Origin of the sequence: Spiroplasma endosymbiont of Dioctria linearis, from assembly GCF_964030865.1 — a bacterium.
GTDB lineage: Bacteria > Bacillota_I > Bacilli_A > Mycoplasmatales > Mycoplasmataceae > Spiroplasma_A.
This window is the reverse complement of record NZ_OZ034984.1, coordinates 325,177-345,618: the sequence shown is the minus strand read 5'-3', so window position 1 is coordinate 345,618 and position 20,442 is coordinate 325,177. Positions and strand designations below refer to the sequence as shown.

Sequence of the window (20,442 nt, the reverse complement as noted above, 5' to 3'; positions counted from 1 at the left end):
ACTAAAGTCATATTATGACTATTCATATTAGTTTTAAAATAAATTTCTATTAAAGTTCTTCACCATTGGTTTTAATTAAATTTTGATATCAATAAAAACTATCTTTTCTATATCTCTTTAAATCTTTTAAATCAAATTCATCTCTGTTAACATAAACAAATCCATATCTCTTTTTAACTCCTTCATGAGTTGATACTAAATCAATGGCACTTCAGGGATTATAACCAAAGATATCAATTTTATCTTCTAGTATAGCGGCTTTAAGTTCTTTTAAGTGAACTTTATAATACTCTATTCGATAATCATCATGTACTTTACCATCATTTGTTAAAGAGTCATATCCTCCAATACCATTTTCACTAACTATTAAGGGTAATTGATATCGATCTCAAAGTTCTCTAATTGTATTTCTAAAGCCCAATGGATCTATTTCTCATCCAAATTGAGTTTTTAATAAATTATCATTTTTAACTTGTTCATACATACCCTTAACACTTTTTACTTTTTGTTGATCGGGTAATTCATCAAATATTTCATCACTTTCAGTCATTTTGGCAGTAGAAGAAGCATAATAATTAAAAGCTATAAAATCTGGTTTTGCTTTTTTAATTATCTTCATTTCATCATCACTACATTCAAACATTGAGTTATTTGCTTTTAAATAATTTATAACCAAAGAATTATATCTGCCAAAAACACAAGTATCTAAATAAAATCAATTTCTCATAACTCTCATATTAAGTGCTGCAAATTGGTCAATGGGTTTATTTGAGTTTGCATAAACACTAGAGATATTTGGAGCTGGACCAATCTTACCATTTTTAACAATTTCATGACATAAATTAATTGCTTTTGCTTGTGCTAACATCATATGATGATTTACTTGATATATATTTTTAAGTTTATTACCTTCTTTTGGCAAATTTATTCCAACAATTTCACCAAATAAAATCATAACATTTTGTTCATTTATTGTTAATCAGTGTTTTACTCTATCACCATATGATTCAAATAATACTTTTGCATATTGTTCAAAAGCATTAATTGTTCTTTTATTTAATCAACCTCCATCAATATTTAAACTATGTGGTAAATCAAAATGAAACATAGTTATTATTGGAGTTATTTTATTTTTAATTAGCTCATTGATTAAATTATTATAAAATTCAATTCCTGCTTTATTAACTTTCCCATCACCTTGAGGTAATATTCTTGTTCAAGCAATTGAAAATCTATATGACTTAAATCCCATTTCAGCCATTAAGGCCACGTCTTCTTTTCAATGATTATAATGATCAGAGGCTACTTTAAAATCAGTTGTTCCTTGTGGAATATTTGTTCGTGTATCTTGAATAGAATTTCCTTTACCTTCTTGATCAAAACCTCCCTCAAATTGATAGGCACTAGTTGACCCACCTCATAAAAAACTACTTGGTATTTTGTTTGACATATTTTATTTCCTCTCTTGTTTTCAAATTAAGAATTTCTTTTTTTGTTCATTCCATATTATTAACTTCTGTTAATTCATAGGCAATATCAATAGAGTTAAAAGCATTTAAATAATTTTTTTTATAATCGTCTAATATTTGATTTTTATTAATATTTAAATTATCAATAAAATCTGAAATGTCTTTATATTTTTTTATATTAAATTCTTTAACTTCTTTTTCACAATTAACTAATTTCAATTCAAGTTCTTTAATTTCTTTTAATAGTTCATTAAAAGTCTCAGATAATTTTAAATTATTATATTTCTCTGCAAAATAATTATATTTTTCTAAGTCTCTATCTTCCAACTTCAAGACTTTATTATAAAGTTTTTCTTTTTTCATTTCAAACTTGTTAATTATATTCTGTTTTTTAATTTGTTTCTTTTGTAAATCAATTAAGTTATTTTCATAGTTTTTATAATTTTTATTAAATTCTTTAACAATTAAAGTCTCTTTTGCTAGTTGCTCTTTTAGAGATTTTAATTTTACCTCATCAAAATCAAAGTTTAATTTAATTGATTTTAATAAAAGTTTATTATTTTCTCTATAAGCGATGTACTCAGATTTACGATCCTGGTATAGCATTAATGTTAAAACTAGAGCTGTGAATAATGAAACAAATCCAGCTAAAATACCAAATACCATTCCTCATCCGATATCTAATCCCATTCAAGACATAATACCAGTTCCAGTTCTTCTATATTGAGCCACACCTAATATACCTGCCATAAAACCACCAACTAGTGAACCAACACAACCAAAAATAAATGGTTTTATTTTTGGTAAATTAATACCATAAATAATTGGTTCAGTCACTCCAAACATAGCTCCAGGTAATGAAGCAAAGATTGCTTGTTTTGTTTTTTGATTTTTAGTAATAAAACTTAAAGCTAGAACAGCTCCAATTTGTCCCATAATAGCTATTTGTAAACAAGCATACATTGCTGATGGATCTCCATCATTCATTGGCAATGTAATAACAGTAACTACAGCAACGTGAGTTCCTGTTAATACAAGTGGTTGTCATATCATTGCAAATATGGCCATACCAACTCCAAATGGAATTTTTCCTAATAGAATTACAAACTTTGCAATAAACTGTTCAATAATTCTAAAGAAAGGCCCTACTGTAAATAGCATTATTAAAAATGTTGATAAAAACACTAATGCTGGTCTAAATACAATATCAACTGAAGTTGGCATTCATTTTTTAATTCAGTTATTTAGAAATACTAATAATAAACCAGCACATATCATTGGTAGTACTGTACCTTCATAGGTTTTGATAACAATTGGATTTCCAAATACTGTAAATAAAGTTCAACCACTTCCAAATAAATATCTACTTGTTAATGCAGCACCTAACCATATAGCAAGCCACGGATCTCCATTAAAGTATTTCACAGTACTACATAAAAATACGATTCCAACCAATTCAATTCCAACTTTTGACATAATAAACATCAAGGCACTAAATAAATCTAACTCCATTACTGATTGACCAGGAGCCGGATTTGAAATTACACCTGATATTGCAAGAATAGCTTGCAGTCCACTAATTACTCCTGTTCCAATTAAGATTGGAATAGTTGGGAAAACAATAGCTGTAATTGCTCCCATAATTTTTTGTTTTCTTGGAACCTTAGTTGCTCTTACTTTTTCATCATTTGTTGATTTATTTTCTATTATTTTTTGACATTCATCTTTAACTTTATAAACTTCTCCACCAATAATTATTTGAAGTTCTTCACCATTTCAATTAATTCCTTTTGTTAATTCTATTTCTTTTAAAGCTTTTTCATTAACAAGATCTTTATTAATAATTTTAAAACGTAATCTTGTCATACAATTATGAACAAGACTTTGATTATTTTTACCACCAATTGCAGTTAAATATTGTAAGGCAAGAGTTTTATATTTACCTTCTCTTTTCTCAATATGAATTTTTTTATCTTTAATTATTTTCTCTTCATCAATTTCTATCTCATAAATTAACTCTCCCTTTTTTACTTTTTTTCCTTCATTTTTAATTGTTAATTTATATTTTGATACAGAATTTAAATCTACTACAACTGGAGTAACTTTTTCTAGATTAGCTTTTTCAATTGTTTTTCAATCCACTTTAACAATTTCATCACCAAGAGAAACTTGTTCACCTTGTTTTTTTAATAATGAAAATGGCTTCCCTGAAAGTCCAACTGTCTCCAGACCAATATGCATTAAAACATTATAATTATTTGTTGAAAAATATATTGCATGTTTCGTATCTGTAATCAATTCTATCTTTCCATTTTTTAATGGCGAATATAAAATATCTGAGCTAGGTTCAAGATAAACTCCATCACCTAATGATTTACTTGCAAACACAGGATCTGAAATATTCTCAATTGCTTTTACAACTCCATCAACTGGAGCATAAATCTTTATCTTTTCCATATGATTCCTTTCTTATTAGAAATTTTTTCTAACTAATAATAATTTTAAGAAAAAAAAGAAAAATATTGTATTTATTAAACTTGTTTATTTATTATGAACTTGTTTAGTCAACTTAAATATTAAGTTGGTCAGTATTATATTAATTTGGCTTAATCTAATTAATATTCTTGTTTCTCTAGTAAACCCAGTTAATGACTTTATAATAATAATTTTATTTGAATCATCTTGACATTTTGTTACTTTTGAAAGATGTGATTCACTTGTAATAATTAAAAAATTTATATTATTATCTTTTGCAATACTAATATAATTAATAATTTCATCAATGTCTAGTCCTGTAATGAAGAAAATAATTGTATCTTTTGAATTTAATTTCATTAATAAACTTCTTTCAAATTTTCTATTATTAAAATAAAAAGTTTGTTTATTATAATTAATTATTTGTGAAAAAAGACTAAGTAGTTTAAAGTCACTTTCTTGACTATTTATTATTGCTAATCTATTTGAATTATGAATTTCTTCTACAAAAAAATCTAATTTTTTTTGAATTTCTAAACTATCAACAAAATTAGATGTATCAATTCAATCAATTAAATTTAATTTATTTTCTTGATTATTACTTTGTTCTGTTAATCCATAAAACTCCATCTCAGCAATTAGTTTATGTAAAAGTTCTCCATATCCTTCATAACCAAGTTTTTTTGAAAAAAGTGTTAAAGTTGATTTTGATATATTTAGTTTAGAAGAAACTTCCTTTGATTTAAAAAAAACATTATTATAAGCACTTTTTAGTATAAAGTTAGCAATTTGATAATCTAAAGTTTTATCATTAGTTTTTATGACATTTTTAAGTTTTTCTCTAATTCTCATATAACTTTTATCCCTACTAATTAATGAAATCTTATTAATAAATCTTTATTTATATTTTTAATAGTATAGAAAAAAAAAAAAAAAAGAATATCTAAATAATTTTGAATAAAAATATTTAAACACTCTTTTATTACTATATTTTGCTATTTAGAATTTTATTGTAATCAATTATAAACTTCTCTTTTAATTTAATTTGATAATTAACAATTTGTTTTTGATAATCATCTTTAATATTCTCAACTTGATTTGAATAATTTACAATATAATTTCTCTTATCAAATTTTTCTAAGTTGGCTATCTCATTATTTTTTTTATTAGATATTTCTTGTAAATATTTTTTTCTAGCCTCTTTTGATTTTTGAATAAACTCTTTAGTTGAACTTAAATTTTCTTTAATAAATAATTTTTCACCATCTTTGACTTGATCAAAAGCACTTTTGGCAGCTTTAATTTGTTCTTTTGCATCAAGATTAATTTGTGCTTTTTCTTTTTTTAAATCCTCAATCTCTTTTTGCATATTATTTGACTCATCCTGAGTTTTTGCTGACTTTAATAATACTTTTAAAGTCAATATTTTATCTTTAATCTCTTCTTGTTTTTCTTTTTTAGTTTCAATAATTTGTTCTAATTTTAGAACATGATGTTCTTTTAAAGAACCTATAGTTCCTTTATTTATAATTAATAATGTTCCATAAACTAAAGTTGTTACTGCAACTCCTGATAAAATTGCAATAAAGAATATTATTGTAAATCATCCATATGGAACAGCTCCTAATATTGCCACAATTGGTCCCCCATGTGCTGCAAGGTCTGTAACTTGAAATCCTCCTGCTATTGCTCCTGCAACCATTCCACCTAGAACGTTTGCCACAATAGCTCTTTTTGGGTCTCTAATGGCAAATGGAATTGCTCCTTCTGAAATTCCAATTGTACCCATTATCATAGCTGAGATACCCATTCCTCTTTCTTCATTTGTAAAAAATCTTTTAAATAAAATAGTACTTAATCCCATTGCCAATGGTGCAACTGGAATGGCTGCTGCCATTGCTCCCATTGGCTCTGCAATAGGTTTTTCTAAAGTTACTAGTGCAGAACAAGTTACAAAGGCAATTTTATTGATTGGTCCTCCCATATCAAATGATGCCATTGCCCCTAATAAAATACCTAATCCAATACCTAATCCAATACCGAAGTTTTCACTTTTATATCCTGCTTCAATAGCAGAAGAAAGTTGATTCATTAATCAACCAATTGGTCCACCTAAAATATAAATAAATAGAATTGATATCCCTATCCCTGCTGTTAAAGGAATAAAGAATATGGGCATAACAGCTTTAAGTGATTTATGAACCTTTCATGTATTAACTCATTTTACATAATACCCTACTAATAATCCAGCAATGATAGCTCCAATAAATCCTGTTGGTGTTGAAACTTCTGTCATTCCTGGTAATGGCATAAATTTAGAAGCATCATTTCCTATAAATGCTCCTAACATTGCAGGTGCCAAAGCAGCTCTTCCTGCAATTGAATTAGCAATAAATCCTGCTAAAATTGGAATCATTAGAACAAAAGCAGCTCCACCAATTTTATCCATTACAGCTAAGGGATTTCAAGGATAAAGTGGTTCACCATTTTCACCAATTGGTCCACCAGTTCCTGCTGCAGGTCCTCATATTGCTTTAGCAATTCCGATTGAAAATGCTAAACAAATTCCCCCCATTATAATTACAGGAATCATATATGATATTCCTGCTAAAATATGTTGTAATACACCTTGTTTTGTTTTACTAATACCACCTTCTGTTTTAAATTCACTATTAACTTGAATTGTAGCTTTTAGTAAAGCTTCATCAACTAATTTTAAAGGTTCTTTAATAGCTCTTGCTACATGAGTTTGATAAACAAGTTTACCATTGAAGCGATCTAAATCAACTTTTGTATCTGCTGCAATAATTACAACATCAGCATTTTCAATTTCTTTTGCAGTTAGGGGTGTTCCCACTCCTTTACTTCCTTGTGTCTCAACTCTTATATTGTGTCCTGCTTTTGTTAATTCCAAAAGCAATTTATCTTCTGCCATATAAGTATGAGCAACGCCAACGACACAAGCTGTAATAGCTACAATATTTTTACCTGTTTTTTTGCTATCTTCTAAGTTATTTTTTGAAATGGCATATTTAACTTGAATTAATTTAGCAAACTCTTTTGCGTCTTTTGCATCTTTTAATTTCTGTCTTAATTTTCCATCCATTAATTTTTTTGCAGTTTGACTTAAAATATCTAAATGTTCTTTTGAAGCATTTTCTGGAATAATAAGTGCAATTATAACATTAGAGGGTTCAGCATCTAAAGACTCCCATTCAACTCCATTTAATGTTCTAACACAAATTATTGAAGCTGATGTAATACCTTTGACTTTAGCATGAGGTATTGCAAAACCATCTTCAAAACCTGTTGTACCTTGTGACTCTCGTTCATAAAAAGCTTTTAAAAGTTTTTCTGTATCTTCAAAGATACCTAATTGATTTGCTTTATAACAAATATATTTAAAAACTTCATCTTTTGAATTGAGGTCAATATTTAAAAAAATATTTTTTTCTTTATATATGTTCTCCATATTCTCCATTTTTTTCCTTTCATATAGATTATTTTCCATTTAATATAAAAAGTCAATCGTTTATTTATAAAAGAAAAAAAAACCAAAAAGGTTTTATAAAAATATAAACTTTTTAGAGTTATCTACGTTCAAGTTATAATGATTTCACATTTTCCAATTATTTCTAATTGTTCTAAATTATCAATACAAATAGCTGATTCCCCCATTGTAAATTTTATAGAGTTAATTTTACAATTTCCTTTTAAAATAGTAAATTGAAATCACTTTACATTATCTGGTTTTGTTCAAATAAAATTTTTATCAATATCAACTTTGATTTTTTCAAATGAGAAAAAATTACAACTAAACTTAAGATTATTTTGCTTTTTAATAATAATATCTTTTGAATCAGGAATTGAAAGATTATCAAGACTCTCTTTCATGTGTAATTCTCTTGCTATTCCCCTCTCATCAACTCGATCATAATCATATAACCTATAAGTTATATCACTAGACCTTTGTAATTCATAAACTACAACTCCAGGAGTAATTGCATGAATTTTTCCTGGTTCAACATAAAGAAAATCTCCTTGTTGAACTTCTACTTCCTTTAATAATTTTTTTCATTCTCCATTATTCATTAAATTTTCAAATGAGCTTAAGTTAGTTGCATTATGGCCATAAATTAATTTAGCGTCTTTTGGACAATCCATTATATATCAGCATTCTGGTTTTCCCAAAGAGTTATGATGGATTTTGGCATATTCATCATTTGGGTGAACTTGAACTGATAAATAATCATTAGCTGTTATTATTTTTACTAACAATGGAAATTGTTGATCTTTAATTAGTCCAAATTTATCCCTATTGCTTTCAAAAAAAGATTTAAAAGTGGTTTTGTCTTCTAATAAGGACATTCCATTTTCATGAGCCGATATCAATCAAGCTTCACCAATATCATTGCTTGGGATTTCAAAACCATACTCTCTTAACTTTTCTCCACCCCAAATTCTTTTAGAAAAGAATGGTTTAACTTTTATAATTTTGTTTTTCATTTTCATACCTCTTCAATTATTATAAAAATAGTTATTATTTAAATTCTTCAATAATCTTATTTAATTTTTTTCCTACACCAGCATTTTGAACAGTATCAATTACTTCTTTAGATAATGCCTTAATACCTTCAATTGCGTTTCCCACAGCATAACAATTAGGAAAATCTTCAAACATTGGAAAGTCATTGTGCTCATCGCCAAATAAATGAATATCTTCTTTTGTTAAATTATATTTTTCTAATAATCTATTCAACCCTCAACTTTTTGTTACACCCTTTTTAAAAATCTCAACTCTGCATTTATCTCCTCTTGGAAATTCCAAAGCTAGTACATTATTATTATTTACAACACTTCTAACATATTCTAATTGTTTATTATTTTTAACATTTGCAACTAAAACTGGAAAGCTTTCGTCTAAATCCAAACCCCTTTCAATTAATTGCTCTAAACTTTCATAATTATATAAAACTTTTTCATCAGGAAAATGTGAAAAATCCAAGTTCATCTTATTTTCAATTAATGACTCAATTCACTCTTCATTTTGAATAAAATGAGTTCTAAAATCATTGGGAACACAAATATCAATAGTTGTATTTAAAAATTTTTCTAATAATTCTTTAATTTCTGATTTTTTAAAATGCCTTTTTGCAACATATTCTAGTGTTTGAGGATCAATTACTGAAGCTCCATTGGAACAGATTACTGGTAGATTAATATTTAATTCTTTTACAGCAAAATCTGTTAAAAAATAGTTTCTTCCTGTAACAATAGTTAAACTATTATTTGAATTTTTTTGAAAATTTAATAAGTGTTCCTTATTTGCTTCACTGATAGTATCTAATTCAAAAATGATTGTCCCATCCATATCAGTGGCTGCTATTTTTTTTATCTTTCTCATTGTATTCCTCCACTACAATATTATTTTAACTTGATTTTTTCTAAAAAATATATATTTATAAACTTATATTAGGTTTATACTAATAAAGTAATATAAATACAAAAATATTCATATTACTTTATTTATAAAAAAATATTTAAGAAATAAATGGTTTAATTACTAAAATAAAAATTTAATATCCATACTTCTGAGTACTTAAATTTTTTAGTGTTTCTTAAAAGAAAGGAAAAAGAAAAATGACAAAAAGTTTACAATTATTAAATAATCGTATTTCAGCTAAAAGATACCAAAAGGAGTTCAAATTATCTGATGAACAAAAAACTGAATTATTAGAATCTATTAGATGAGCACCAAGTTCTTTTGGAATGGAGCCTTTTAAAGTTCTTTTAATTGAAAATAAAGAAATAAGAGAAGAAATATTGGCTGGTTGATGAAACCAAGTTGGAGTTACACAAGCTTCTGCAATTATTATTTGAGTAGCTTACAAAGAAGAATATTTAAAAAATGTTCATTTTAAAGAACAAACTGAAAGAAATATTCCAGATGGTTTTGAAGGCATTAGAGAAACAATGATTGGCGGAGTTAATGCAGTACTTACTTCATTAGATATGTCTATTAATGAATGAGCTGCAAGACAAGCATATATTTCTTTAGGAACTGTACTTAATACTGCACAAGAAATGGAAATTGATGTTTGTCCAAGTGAAGGTTTAGATTCAAATATGGTGGGAAAAATTCTTGCAAAACATAATTTAATAAATTTAGAAAATGAAAAAGTTTTAGTTGGAATGTTTATTGGTAAAGTAGACACCACTCAAGAATTTCATCACTCATTTTCAAAAACAAGAAGACCTGCTGAAAAAGCTTATAAAATAGTTAAATAAAAGTCTATTATTTAATAATTATTTAACCAACATTTCAATGTTGGTTTTTTTATTTTTTTGTAAAAAATTTATCAAAACTATAAATTATTTTTTGACTCTTAGATAATTTTTCATAATCATCTTTATTAAGTATTTTTACTTGATATCTTTTACTATTTTTGTTTAATTTAATTCAATTTCAAAATCCATAAATAGAATTAATTAAACTTGAGGCATATTGAATTATAAAAATAATGACTGTAGATTTTTCAAATAAACTATTTTCAATGTTAATTAAAATAAAAGTTCACATAATTAGACTTACTAAATTTGTTAATAATCATAATGTTCATTGATCAACATATCGAAAAATCATTAAAATAATTGCCATTATAGTTCCAATTAAAATAAATGAATCAAATCATATACTATTTGCGTCACTAAACTTAATCATTAATAAGGAATAAGTAACTCAAACTATAATTAAAGTTGAGTAAACAAGTATCATTGCAGGTCATGATAAAAATCTTGACATAACATCTCCCTTATTATCTCTTTTTCTAAACCAAAGACCAAAACCAATTATATTCATTGGTATATAAAATGCAGCATGAAGAATTATTGAACTAAATAATGAACCTTGAATAAGAATAATAATATATAAAACAGAGTTAATAGTTGCTACAATAAAAGCACTAATCTTTCCTTTTGCTCCAAGAATAACACCAATTGTACCAGTTATACCTGCAATGATTGCAATTGCTTTATCTTTTGCAACTATTCCTAAAGTTAAAATTAAAGTTGTGGAGATGAATAAAAGCAAAATCTCAAATGGATTTCAACCTGTTAATTCAGATTTTAAAAATTTCATAAAGCTATTTTGCTTTTTTGAAATTGGATTTTCAATATTAATATTTGCTTCATCTATTTCATCTCTAGTATTTTTCATATTGCTCCCTTAAGTAATTAATTACTTTTTGATCTTCAATTTTAGCTCCATGTACTTCCACTATTTTACTTGCCACTAGGTTTGCTAACTTTAAAGAGTTTTCCAATGTTTTACCATTTGATAAACTTAACATAATGGTTGCAATATGAGCATCACCAGCGCCAAGTGTATCTATAACTTTTTTTACTTTAAATCCATCCACTCGAACTAAAGTTTTTCCATCATAACAAATTACTCCACTAGAACCTAAAGTAACATAAATTAAATTTCTATTTTGTAAATACAAACTTTTTATAGCTTCATCTACATTTTTTATATTTGTATAGTCAGTAATTTCTTTTTCATTTAAATGCAAGATTGGATTTAAATTCATAATTTTTTTCATTAGTTTTTTATTTATTGACGTTACCATTGGTCCTGGACAAAAATAAATATTTTTTTTACTTAACTTAGTTAATTGATTAACTATTTTTTCTCCACCACTACTATATGCTTTGTAACCTTCAAAATAAATATTTTCATATTCATTAAAATTAATATTATTAAATCACTCTTTTTCAAAATCATCTTCCAAACCTGAATAAGTTATAAAAGTTCTTTCACCATCTGGTTCTATTAAGGCAATGCAATATCCATTGTCTTTGTAATCTTTTTTTAAAAGTATTTCATAATTATCTTTAATAAGTTGCTTTTCAATAATTGATCCAAAAACTCCTTGCCCAATTGGAACAAATAAACAACAATCTTGATTTAATAATTTAAAAGTATTTGCCACATTATAAGCACAACCACCAACACTTATTTCTCTTTGTTTAGCAACAACATCGCCTGACCTTTGCGGCAAATTTTCAACTTTCATCATTATATCAACAATTGCAGAACCAATAATTAAAGTTTTCATTGTTAAATACCTTTTTCTTTTAAATAAGTTTCAATTTTTTTAATATAAAAATCAAAATCTATTTCATTACTTTCTTTAATTATTTTAACAAAATTTTTATCAATTTCTTCAATACCAGTATATGCTCCACAAATTGCGCAAGCCATTGCTCCAATAGTATCTGTATCTCCTGCTAAATTTGCTGCAAGAAATGCAGCTTTGTTTACATTTTTAGCATAATATGCAATTGCAATTGCTGTAGGAACTGATTCACTAATATTTACCCCTGCTCCAATAACATCATATAGCTCATCAATAAATTCAATATCTTTACCTTTAAAACGATCTGCAATTTCAATTGCTAATTTTATTCTTTTAGTCATTGAAGGACTATATGTTTCACTTCCTACTTGCAAAGCTAATTTATCAACGATATATAAATCCTCTAATATCTCTTCAAAGTTTTTTTTGTAAAGTGCTGAATTAACACACATAGCAATTATTGAAGCTCCTGAGATAGTAATATCACTTGTATGAGTAACTTGTGAAACTTTAAAAACATAATCTACTAATTGTTGATGTTGATTTTTTTTAAATAATAATCCAATTGGTGCTATCCTCATTGCTGATCCATTACTTAATGCTTTTTTTGTTATTTCAATTGGGTCTAAATTATTTTTAATCATTTTTAAAGCTTCTTTTGAAGTTGGACCTAAAATATTTTGTTCAAAAGCATTATTTTGTTCTGCTCAAATTAATAAGTTCTTTGCAATTATTTTTTTATCTGGAATAAAATTATTTTCAAATAATGAATCTAAAATGACTAATGCTTGTGCAGTATCATCGGTAAACTGACCTTTTTTATAATTTTTTGCAATATCATTTTCTTGAGGTCCTTCTAAAAATTCACTAATATAGCCTTTAAAGAATTTTCTAACTTTATTTCTTCCTCATAACTCAGCAGGCATCCCCATGGCATCCCCAATAGCCATACCATAAATTACGCCTTCTATTTTATTTTTCATATTCTCTCCTAAAGCCTATTATTAAATTAGATTGTTGTGCACTAAGACTCTAATAATTTTAATTATAATACTGTTTTAAAATAAATTGACTTTGAACTTAAAAAAATATGAATAAGAATATGAGTAATAAGCGATTATGTCCCTACATATTAACAAGCGACTTTGTCCTACTTTATAATCAATAAATGGAGGTTTTATGAAAGGACTACTATTAAATACCATGAAACAAGAACAACTAAGATTAATTAAACAATTATCTTTAAGAAAAGAGTCTATTAAAAATACAGTCTATAAATTAGGTTATAGTGTTAGACACACAAGAAGAAAACTTAAAGAATATCAAGAAATTGGAGCAAAAGCTTTTATTCATAAAAATACCAATAAAATACCTATAAATAAAATTCAACAATTATTTCAAACGAAATATTATGACTTTAGTATTAAACATTATTGAGAACTAACTTGAAAAAAGAAAATAAGTTACTCCGCAATTAGACACATTTTAATAGAAGAAAATATTTTAATTGATACTCTTAACAGAAAAACAAAAAAAGATATTCGTAAAAATTTAAAGGCCACAAACCAAGAAAATTTAACAAGAGATTATCTTTCAAAATCAATTATAACAAGCAAACCCCATCCTACGCAAAAGAAAATTGTAAAGTTTGGAGAAATCTACGAAACTGATGCTTCAAATCATCAGTGAATTAAAAACTTAAAATGTCATTTACATATTGTAATTGATAAAGCTAGTAAAAGAATTTTGGCAGGCTATTTCAGCGAACAAGAAACTACTGAAAGTTATTATAATATCTATAAAAAAGCCTTTAAACATTATGGTTTACCAAAACTAAATGTTAGTGATAATCACAATGTTTTTAGTAGTAAAAATAATCGTGACCATTTTGGTGATAGTGTTTCAAATACACAATTACAATTTATTTTTCACTCTTTAGGAGTAAATACAAAAACAACATCAATCCCCCAAGAAAAAGCATTAGTCGAAAGAACTTTTGGAACACTGCAAAGAAGATGACCTCAAATAATTAGACTCTTAGATTTAAAAAATATTGAGCAGTTAAATAATTATTTACCCCATCTTATTCAGGAATACAACCAAGATTTTTCAATACCTTTAGACCAATTAGAATCAGTAACTAGAAAATTTGATCAAGATGAATATATTGTTTTCTCTTATCGAAGTGAAAGAATTATTGATAATGGTCATAGTATTAGTTTTAAAAAAACTAAGTGATTTATTTGTAAAGGCTTTACTCCAATTTACTTTAAACCAAAGTTAAAAGTAATGGTTATGGAAACTATAAATAAAAAATATTATGCACTAATTGGAAATGATATTTACAATCTCATTCAAGTTGAAGATGAACGCTTACATGGAAATGCTAAAACACTATCTAATGAAGAATTTGAAACTACTAAAGTGCCCAAAATTGACTCTCCTTGAAAAGCAACTAACTGATATTTTTTTGATAGAAAAAGAAAAAATACAAGATATATTTATTAGATAAATCTTGTATTTTGGGACATAATCGCTTATTATCTACATTTCATAAATAAACTAATTGTACTCCAGAATTTAAATTGTATTCTTCTACTAATTTTTTTGGTGTATGACCTTGGTTAAACTTTTTTGTAACCTCTACTTTTAATTCTTTACTGTATTTTGTTTTTTTCATTTTTTTCTTTCATTAAAAAAACCAGTAGTAAAACTACTGGTAAACTTAGGTTACCTTTTTATGCTTATTTTAATTTTAATGTCGATTATAGTATATATAAAATTAAGAATAATATAAATTATGAATTTCGAACTTCCTTATTTAATTGCTCTTGCGACTCTCAAGTGCTTTATGAATAGACTCCATGTTTATAGGTAACTTTACTAAATTTATCAAGGGTAGATTCTTTTTAATTAAATATAAAAATAAATAATTAATTTGACGATATGTTTGAGCAGCAATTACTAAAGAATTTTCATTTTGATCATATTTAAAAGAAATTATATTTTCTTGTAACAAATAATTTCTAAATTCTTGAACATCAAATAAATCTTTAATATATATTTTATACTTCGGGTATATATTCAACTGCTCTTTTGAACCTTCAAAAATTTTTTTACCACTTTCCAAAATAATATATTCATCTATAATATCTGAAATTTCATCAATATTATGAACAGTAATTATAATTGTTTTTCCTTCTTTTTAAAATTCAATCAATAAATTTTTTACTTTATTTCTTCAATAAGAATCCAAATTTGCTCCTGGTTCATCCATAATTATTATTTCAGGATCTTTAATAAAACAAAGTATTAGATTTATTCTATTTTTCATTCCCCATGAAAAATCTTTAATCTTTTTATTTCGATGCTCTCAAACATCAAAATATTGCATTCAATATTTAACCTTTTCCTTTATTTTTTTCTTTTTAACTCCCATTATCATACAGCTATCTTTCAAAAAATTATATGCTGATATGTCATGTAAAGCGAAATCCATTTGAGTATAATAACCTATTTTTCTATTTGATTTATGATATTTCCATGATTTTCTTTTTATTTTATCAATTAATATAGTTCCCCTATATTTTTTAATAATACCCAATAAGGAATTTAAAATAACAGTCTTTCCACTACCACTACTTCCTAAAAGACCACATATTTTTCCCTTTTCTATCTGAAAACTTATTGGTCCAATTTTATTAGATTTAAATTTTTTTAAAAAATTATCAAAAACAATTAATTTTTCCATATTATTTTCACTCTTTTCTTTCACTATTGTAAATCTGAGGAATTAAATTTATAAAAAGCTATAAGATATAGAAATAAACTAATAGCTATTTGAAGTAATAAATATCAATAGGTTTTAATACCACTATCATAAGAATTTGGTTCAATTAAACCATTTTTAACTTTTAAATCATAAGTTTTATAAGGTAATAGCAAATTTTTTTGTGAGTCTAATAAAATATTAGACTTTAAATTTGGATCAAATCAGATATCTTTATAACTTAATCCTGAATAATATGTATAATTTACAAATACATTTGACAAAAAATTAAAATAAAATAATGTATTATAAACTTTTCTAGAACTAAGATAATCAGTTCATTCTTTACTGGACTCATTGATTTTATAATTTGTAGCTATAACATAATTTGAGCTATAATTTATAAAATAATCTTCTAATATTCTAGTAGTAAACATCAAGGGATTATAAATAGAGGAATAAAAATTTTGAGTAGAGTTATAATTTTGATCCATATCTGATTCAATAATGTTTTCACCATAGGAGTGCTGTATTTTTAAACCATTTACATTCATAAAATGATTCTGATAGATTTCCTTTAAATAAGACATTTTAAATCCTCTTTTTGTAGGTTTTGTTTCATTTCTTCTATCAATACTTTTAATTAACTCAATATAACCATTTTTTTCATTTTTTGTATTTCCTTGTTCATCAATTGAGCTTCAACACTCTCCAATGTTGCTTTTATCACATGCTTCAAGTTGAATATAGTCATCAAATAAATAGTAAAATTTTTCTTGAAAACTATTTGTATAAGAATTAATAAAATTATTAAACTCTAACAATTCACTTAGAATTTTAAATTTATTATATCCTTTCTCATCAATGAGATTAGGATCTGATTTTTCAATAATATCTTCTAACTGTTTTGTACTAATAAATTTATACTTTAAATAAGTCTCCAATCTTATTTCATCATCAAACTTTCAATCTGATATTTCAGAATCAAAAGGAACTGAAGATATTTTTGCATCAAAACGAATTTTTACAGGTTTATCACTAATGATACCTAAATCATTTCAAAGGTTTTTTCTATTATTTATATTTTCTTCTGTACTTATAGTACTTATTCTGTACTGTTGTTTCAAAAAATTATCAGTAATATACTTACTTAAATTGGGGTAAGCAATCTGAGATTTATTAACATAAGAAACTAAATCAAAAGCATCATAAATACTATCCAATTTTAAAAGTACATTTCCTGCTTCTACTGAAAAAGTTAGATTTTTTGATTTTTCTGATGTTTTTAAAAACTGATAAGGTAACGATGAAATAAAACTAAATGACATTATTAAGGTTACTATAATTATTGTTGCTTGGGGAGAAAGTACAGACAATAAAAATAATATGAAATTAGATAATAATATGATAATTAAAAATAAATATAATGTATAGATTGTTGATATTTTAAAAACAACTCCATTACCAAAATTTGTAATTATTATAATCAAATAATTAAAAGTAAACAATATAAAACAATAAAATCAAATAACAATATTAGTTACAATAAATAACTTTGTTCTTTTTAAATGTTGTGTTGAAATAATATTAATTGTTTTATCTGTTTTTTTGATATAAAAAAAGTAATTTAATAATCTCATAGAAATTAAAATAACAATAGCACATGTATGTATTAAAACATAATAATTAAATATTATTACTTTCATTTCAGAAATTTTAAATATCATCATTATTAAACCTAAAAGTGTTGATAAACTAATAGAGATTAAATACATTATCATAAAAGTCTTTTCCCTGAAAATGCTTTTAAGTTGAAATTTAAATATTGTAAAAAAATTAATGCTGTTTTTAATATCTTTCATTTTTCGTCCTCTCTAATTTAGATTTTAAAAATTCAAAATTAATTAAAATATTTTATGTCTTAAAAAATTTGACATAAAATATTTTATAATATTTAATTTTAAAATATATTTTACCCAAATTTTTATTTGTTAAATACAAAACCTAATGGTTTAATAAAGAAAAACTAAAGCATAAAATATTATTTTTGATATCTTAATTAATTTCTTAATTAAATTATCAAATTTAAGCAATACCGCAGTTCTCTTTTATTAAGTATTTATCGCCTCCTTCATCTTAATAATATTCAGAATTTAGTTCCTAAATTACTTGATATATTTTTTATATTAATTGGTTGCTTAATTATTTTTTAAAGTTTATATTTGATATCAGAAGTTTATTATTAAAGCTAGTTATGTAAGTTGTAATAAACTAATGGAAATTAAACACATTATCATAAAATTATTGAGAAAATAATTTTATGATAATGTCATGTAAAATTTATTTTCTCTCTTATATTTAAACTTATAAGACTAAAATAAAAATAATAGAATACTCTATATTATTAAATTTTTATAAGCAAGTATTTATTTTCAATATTAATCATTATGAGTAAATAAAAGAATTGTACTAAAAGTTTTACTACTAATTGATTCTAAAAAATATTTAAAATTGAAATTTAAATAATCCAATCCAAGTACTAAATTAAATTTTGTAGTTTTTCAAGTTAAAGTAAATCCCTCTTCACTTTTCGTACGTATCGCTAAATGTTTTTGATAAATGTTTTTTCCACCCATATCCCTAGCAATTCTATCGTTCGCAATTTCTGAATCATATCCATTTGGAACTTCTCATGAAACATCAAATTTAAAATTTTTTTGCTTTGATCTATTAAGAAATTGATTTTTATAGTCTATTAGATGACTGTAATTTAAATTTGTATAATCATTTATATTATTCGTACCTTTTTTAAATTGCATTGTTGGAGGATAATCATCGTATATTCATCTACGTATTATTTGTGATTTATCTTTAAACGAAATAATAGCCTCTGGAAACTCTTTAATAAGATACTTATCATCCAATTTAGTTTGATATGTCCTTGAAAACTCCTCCTTTGCAAGATTTACATTTTTTATTATATCTTTATCTAATGAGACTCTGTCTTTATCTTTAGAATCCTTAAAAAGTCCAAAATTTAAGTTTAAATCAGGAATATCTACATAACTATTTTCTTCAACTTCATATTTTAATTTAGTTAAATTTACATTTAAATATTTTAAAGTAGCATTAATGAATTGTTGCATCTCATCTTGTTCACCTAACTTTGCCTCTAAATTATTTAATGAATTCATAATTTTTTCATTAATATATTTATTTGAAACTTCATATGTCTCATCAATTATTTTTGAAAGACTGCCAGATTCTCTAAAAAATAAATTATAATATTCAGTAATTTTATCAATAGATTTATCATCTAAATCTATTGCATTTTCTCTATAAGAAATATCTGTTTTTAAGTTCTCAAAAGAGTCTTTAGAGGAAATTGAAACATTAATTTCAAATTCTTTTTGAACTAGCTGAATAAATTCTCTTGAAAATGAGTCATTATTTAATAAAGTTAATATCTCATTATCAACATTTTCTAAGTAGGTTTTATCTTTTAATATAAGCTTATTAGAACTAATTCTACTAATTTCACTTTTTATAAAAGTTTGACCAATTTCATTATAAAATTCTTGAATGTCTCCACCTACTTTTTCATTATCAGTCAATGAAATTGTACGAGATACATCACTAATTTTATACTCCTCTAATTGACTACTTTTATTTTTAAAATTAACTGATATTGAAAATTCAAATTTAGTTATACCAAATCAAACTCCTTTAGAAGTTGAAGGTTCTCTACTCTCTAAGTAAATTTTATCATTCGAACTTAAAGTTATATCCTTAAAAACTGATCCGATGTTGTTTAATATGATAGAGTACTTTTCAAGTTTTTGTAAATTATTTATTTTTTCCTTTAATTCATCTACCTTAAACATATTATTAAAATCTTCAATAATATCATTTCTAATAGAATCATCTGCCTTATTTAGTTTTAGTTCACCCATATAACTTTCAAATTTCTGTTTTGTAAAAAATTTCATTTTTCTATTGTTATCAGAATCTACAATAAAGAAATTTTTATTATTCTCTGAAATATGATTATTAACTATATCATTAATTTCTTTTTGAAATTCTTTAATAACTTCATCAAGAGATTGATCAACAACATTTTCATTAGTTCCACATGCTACAACACCTAAACTTGATGTTGCAACAAGTCCCAATGCACTTAAAATACCTAATAATTTTTTCATATGTTTTACCCTTTTTTTCTTAAATAAATTTAAGATATTGTTATATTACTTAAAAAAAAAAAAAAAAAGCAAAGGCTTTTTTGAAATAAATATAATTGCTATGTAAATAAGGTATTGGGGAGGTTAAGTAACATTATTTTTTAAAATTTTGGATCATCTCATTTGGTTTACATCCATTTTTTAAGATTTATTTGTACTATTAAAAATTTTAAACTCTTTATATATGCAACTTCTAAAATGCTGATTTTTATTAAAGTTAATAACAAATATTAAATAAAAATCTTTTTGGTTCATAGATTTGTCTGTTCTACAAATTGATTTCACTTAATTTTTGTTTTTGTCTTGTTAGTTTTTTTAAATTTTTCATTTCATTATTAAATATTAATTAA

15 protein-coding genes are annotated in these 20,442 nt (G+C 24.8%); 2 read left to right on the top strand and 13 right to left on the bottom strand.

The window, feature by feature from the left end; all coding sequences use genetic code 4:
• Positions 1-49: 49 nt before the first annotated feature.
• From AAHM84_RS01430 to AAHM84_RS01405, 6 genes are all read right to left on the bottom strand, one after another.
• Positions 50-1,450 (bottom strand): glycoside hydrolase family 1 protein, encoded by a 1,401-nt coding sequence (locus AAHM84_RS01430; protein WP_342259135.1) that lies wholly within the window; start codon positions 1,448-1,450, stop codon positions 50-52.
• Entirely contained in the window at positions 1,428-3,926 is a 2,499-nt protein-coding gene (locus AAHM84_RS01425) for a glucose PTS transporter subunit IIA (RefSeq protein ID WP_342259134.1), read from the bottom strand. The genes AAHM84_RS01430 and AAHM84_RS01425 overlap by 23 nt, the downstream gene beginning before the upstream one ends.
• Positions 3,927-4,010: 84 nt before the next feature.
• Entirely contained in the window at positions 4,011-4,796 is a 786-nt protein-coding gene (locus tag AAHM84_RS01420) for a hypothetical protein (protein WP_342259133.1), read from the bottom strand.
• Between the two features lie 133 nt (positions 4,797-4,929).
• Positions 4,930-7,416, bottom strand: coding sequence for a fructose-specific PTS transporter subunit EIIC (locus AAHM84_RS01415; RefSeq protein WP_342259132.1), 2,487 nt, complete (start codon positions 7,414-7,416; stop codon positions 4,930-4,932).
• 122 nt (positions 7,417-7,538) lie between these two features.
• Positions 7,539-8,450 carry a type I phosphomannose isomerase catalytic subunit gene (locus AAHM84_RS01410; protein WP_342259131.1) on the bottom strand — a complete coding sequence of 304 codons (912 nt, stop codon included), beginning with the start codon at positions 8,448-8,450 and terminating at the stop codon, positions 7,539-7,541.
• Between the two features lie 34 nt (positions 8,451-8,484).
• Positions 8,485-9,348 carry an HAD family hydrolase gene (locus tag AAHM84_RS01405; RefSeq protein ID WP_342259130.1) on the bottom strand — a complete coding sequence of 288 codons (864 nt, stop codon included), beginning with the start codon at positions 9,346-9,348 and terminating at the stop codon, positions 8,485-8,487.
• A gap of 236 nt (positions 9,349-9,584) precedes the next feature.
• On the opposite strand from AAHM84_RS01405, the gene AAHM84_RS01400 reads away from it, so the two are divergent.
• Positions 9,585-10,232 (top strand): nitroreductase family protein, encoded by a 648-nt coding sequence (locus tag AAHM84_RS01400; protein WP_342259129.1) that lies wholly within the window; start codon positions 9,585-9,587, stop codon positions 10,230-10,232.
• Positions 10,233-10,281: 49 nt separating this feature from the next.
• Here the strand turns inward: AAHM84_RS01400 and pnuC are convergent, their stop codons facing one another.
• The 3 genes from pnuC to AAHM84_RS01385 are packed head-to-tail and all read right to left on the bottom strand — an operon-like array spanning position 10,282 to position 13,065.
• Complete coding sequence (gene pnuC, locus AAHM84_RS01395) at positions 10,282-11,160, bottom strand: nicotinamide riboside transporter PnuC (RefSeq protein ID WP_342259128.1); 879 nt, start codon at positions 11,158-11,160, stop codon at positions 10,282-10,284.
• A complete protein-coding gene (locus AAHM84_RS01390; RefSeq protein ID WP_342259127.1) occupies positions 11,147-12,061 on the bottom strand; it encodes a PfkB family carbohydrate kinase in 915 nt (304 codons plus the stop codon). Before AAHM84_RS01390 ends, pnuC begins: the two co-directional genes overlap by 14 nt.
• Positions 12,062-12,063: 2 nt before the next feature.
• A complete protein-coding gene (locus AAHM84_RS01385) occupies positions 12,064-13,065 on the bottom strand; it encodes an ADP-ribosylglycohydrolase family protein (RefSeq protein ID WP_342259126.1) in 1,002 nt (333 codons plus the stop codon).
• Positions 13,066-13,261: 196 nt separating this feature from the next.
• On the opposite strand from AAHM84_RS01385, the gene AAHM84_RS01380 reads away from it, so the two are divergent.
• Positions 13,262-14,590: a hypothetical protein gene (locus AAHM84_RS01380; RefSeq protein ID WP_342259125.1), complete on the top strand. Its 1,329-nt coding sequence runs from the start codon at positions 13,262-13,264 to the stop codon at positions 14,588-14,590.
• A gap of 313 nt (positions 14,591-14,903) precedes the next feature.
• Here AAHM84_RS01380 and AAHM84_RS01375 read toward each other — a convergent pair whose 3' ends face one another.
• The 4 genes from AAHM84_RS01375 to AAHM84_RS01360 form a co-directional block, all read right to left on the bottom strand.
• The gene (locus AAHM84_RS01375) at positions 14,904-15,212 is read right to left on the bottom strand and encodes a hypothetical protein (protein WP_342259124.1); all 309 of its coding nucleotides are present in this window, start codon (positions 15,210-15,212) and stop codon (positions 14,904-14,906) included.
• A gap of 75 nt (positions 15,213-15,287) precedes the next feature.
• Positions 15,288-15,833 carry an ABC transporter ATP-binding protein gene (locus AAHM84_RS01370; protein ID WP_342259123.1) on the bottom strand — a complete coding sequence of 182 codons (546 nt, stop codon included), beginning with the start codon at positions 15,831-15,833 and terminating at the stop codon, positions 15,288-15,290.
• Positions 15,834-15,856: 23 nt separating this feature from the next.
• Positions 15,857-17,713, bottom strand: a complete 1,857-nt coding sequence (locus AAHM84_RS01365; RefSeq protein WP_342259122.1) for a hypothetical protein — start codon at positions 17,711-17,713, stop codon at positions 15,857-15,859.
• Between the two features lie 576 nt (positions 17,714-18,289).
• Complete coding sequence (locus AAHM84_RS01360) at positions 18,290-20,053, bottom strand: lipoprotein (protein WP_342259121.1); 1,764 nt, start codon at positions 20,051-20,053, stop codon at positions 18,290-18,292.
• Positions 20,054-20,442 lie beyond the last annotated feature (389 nt).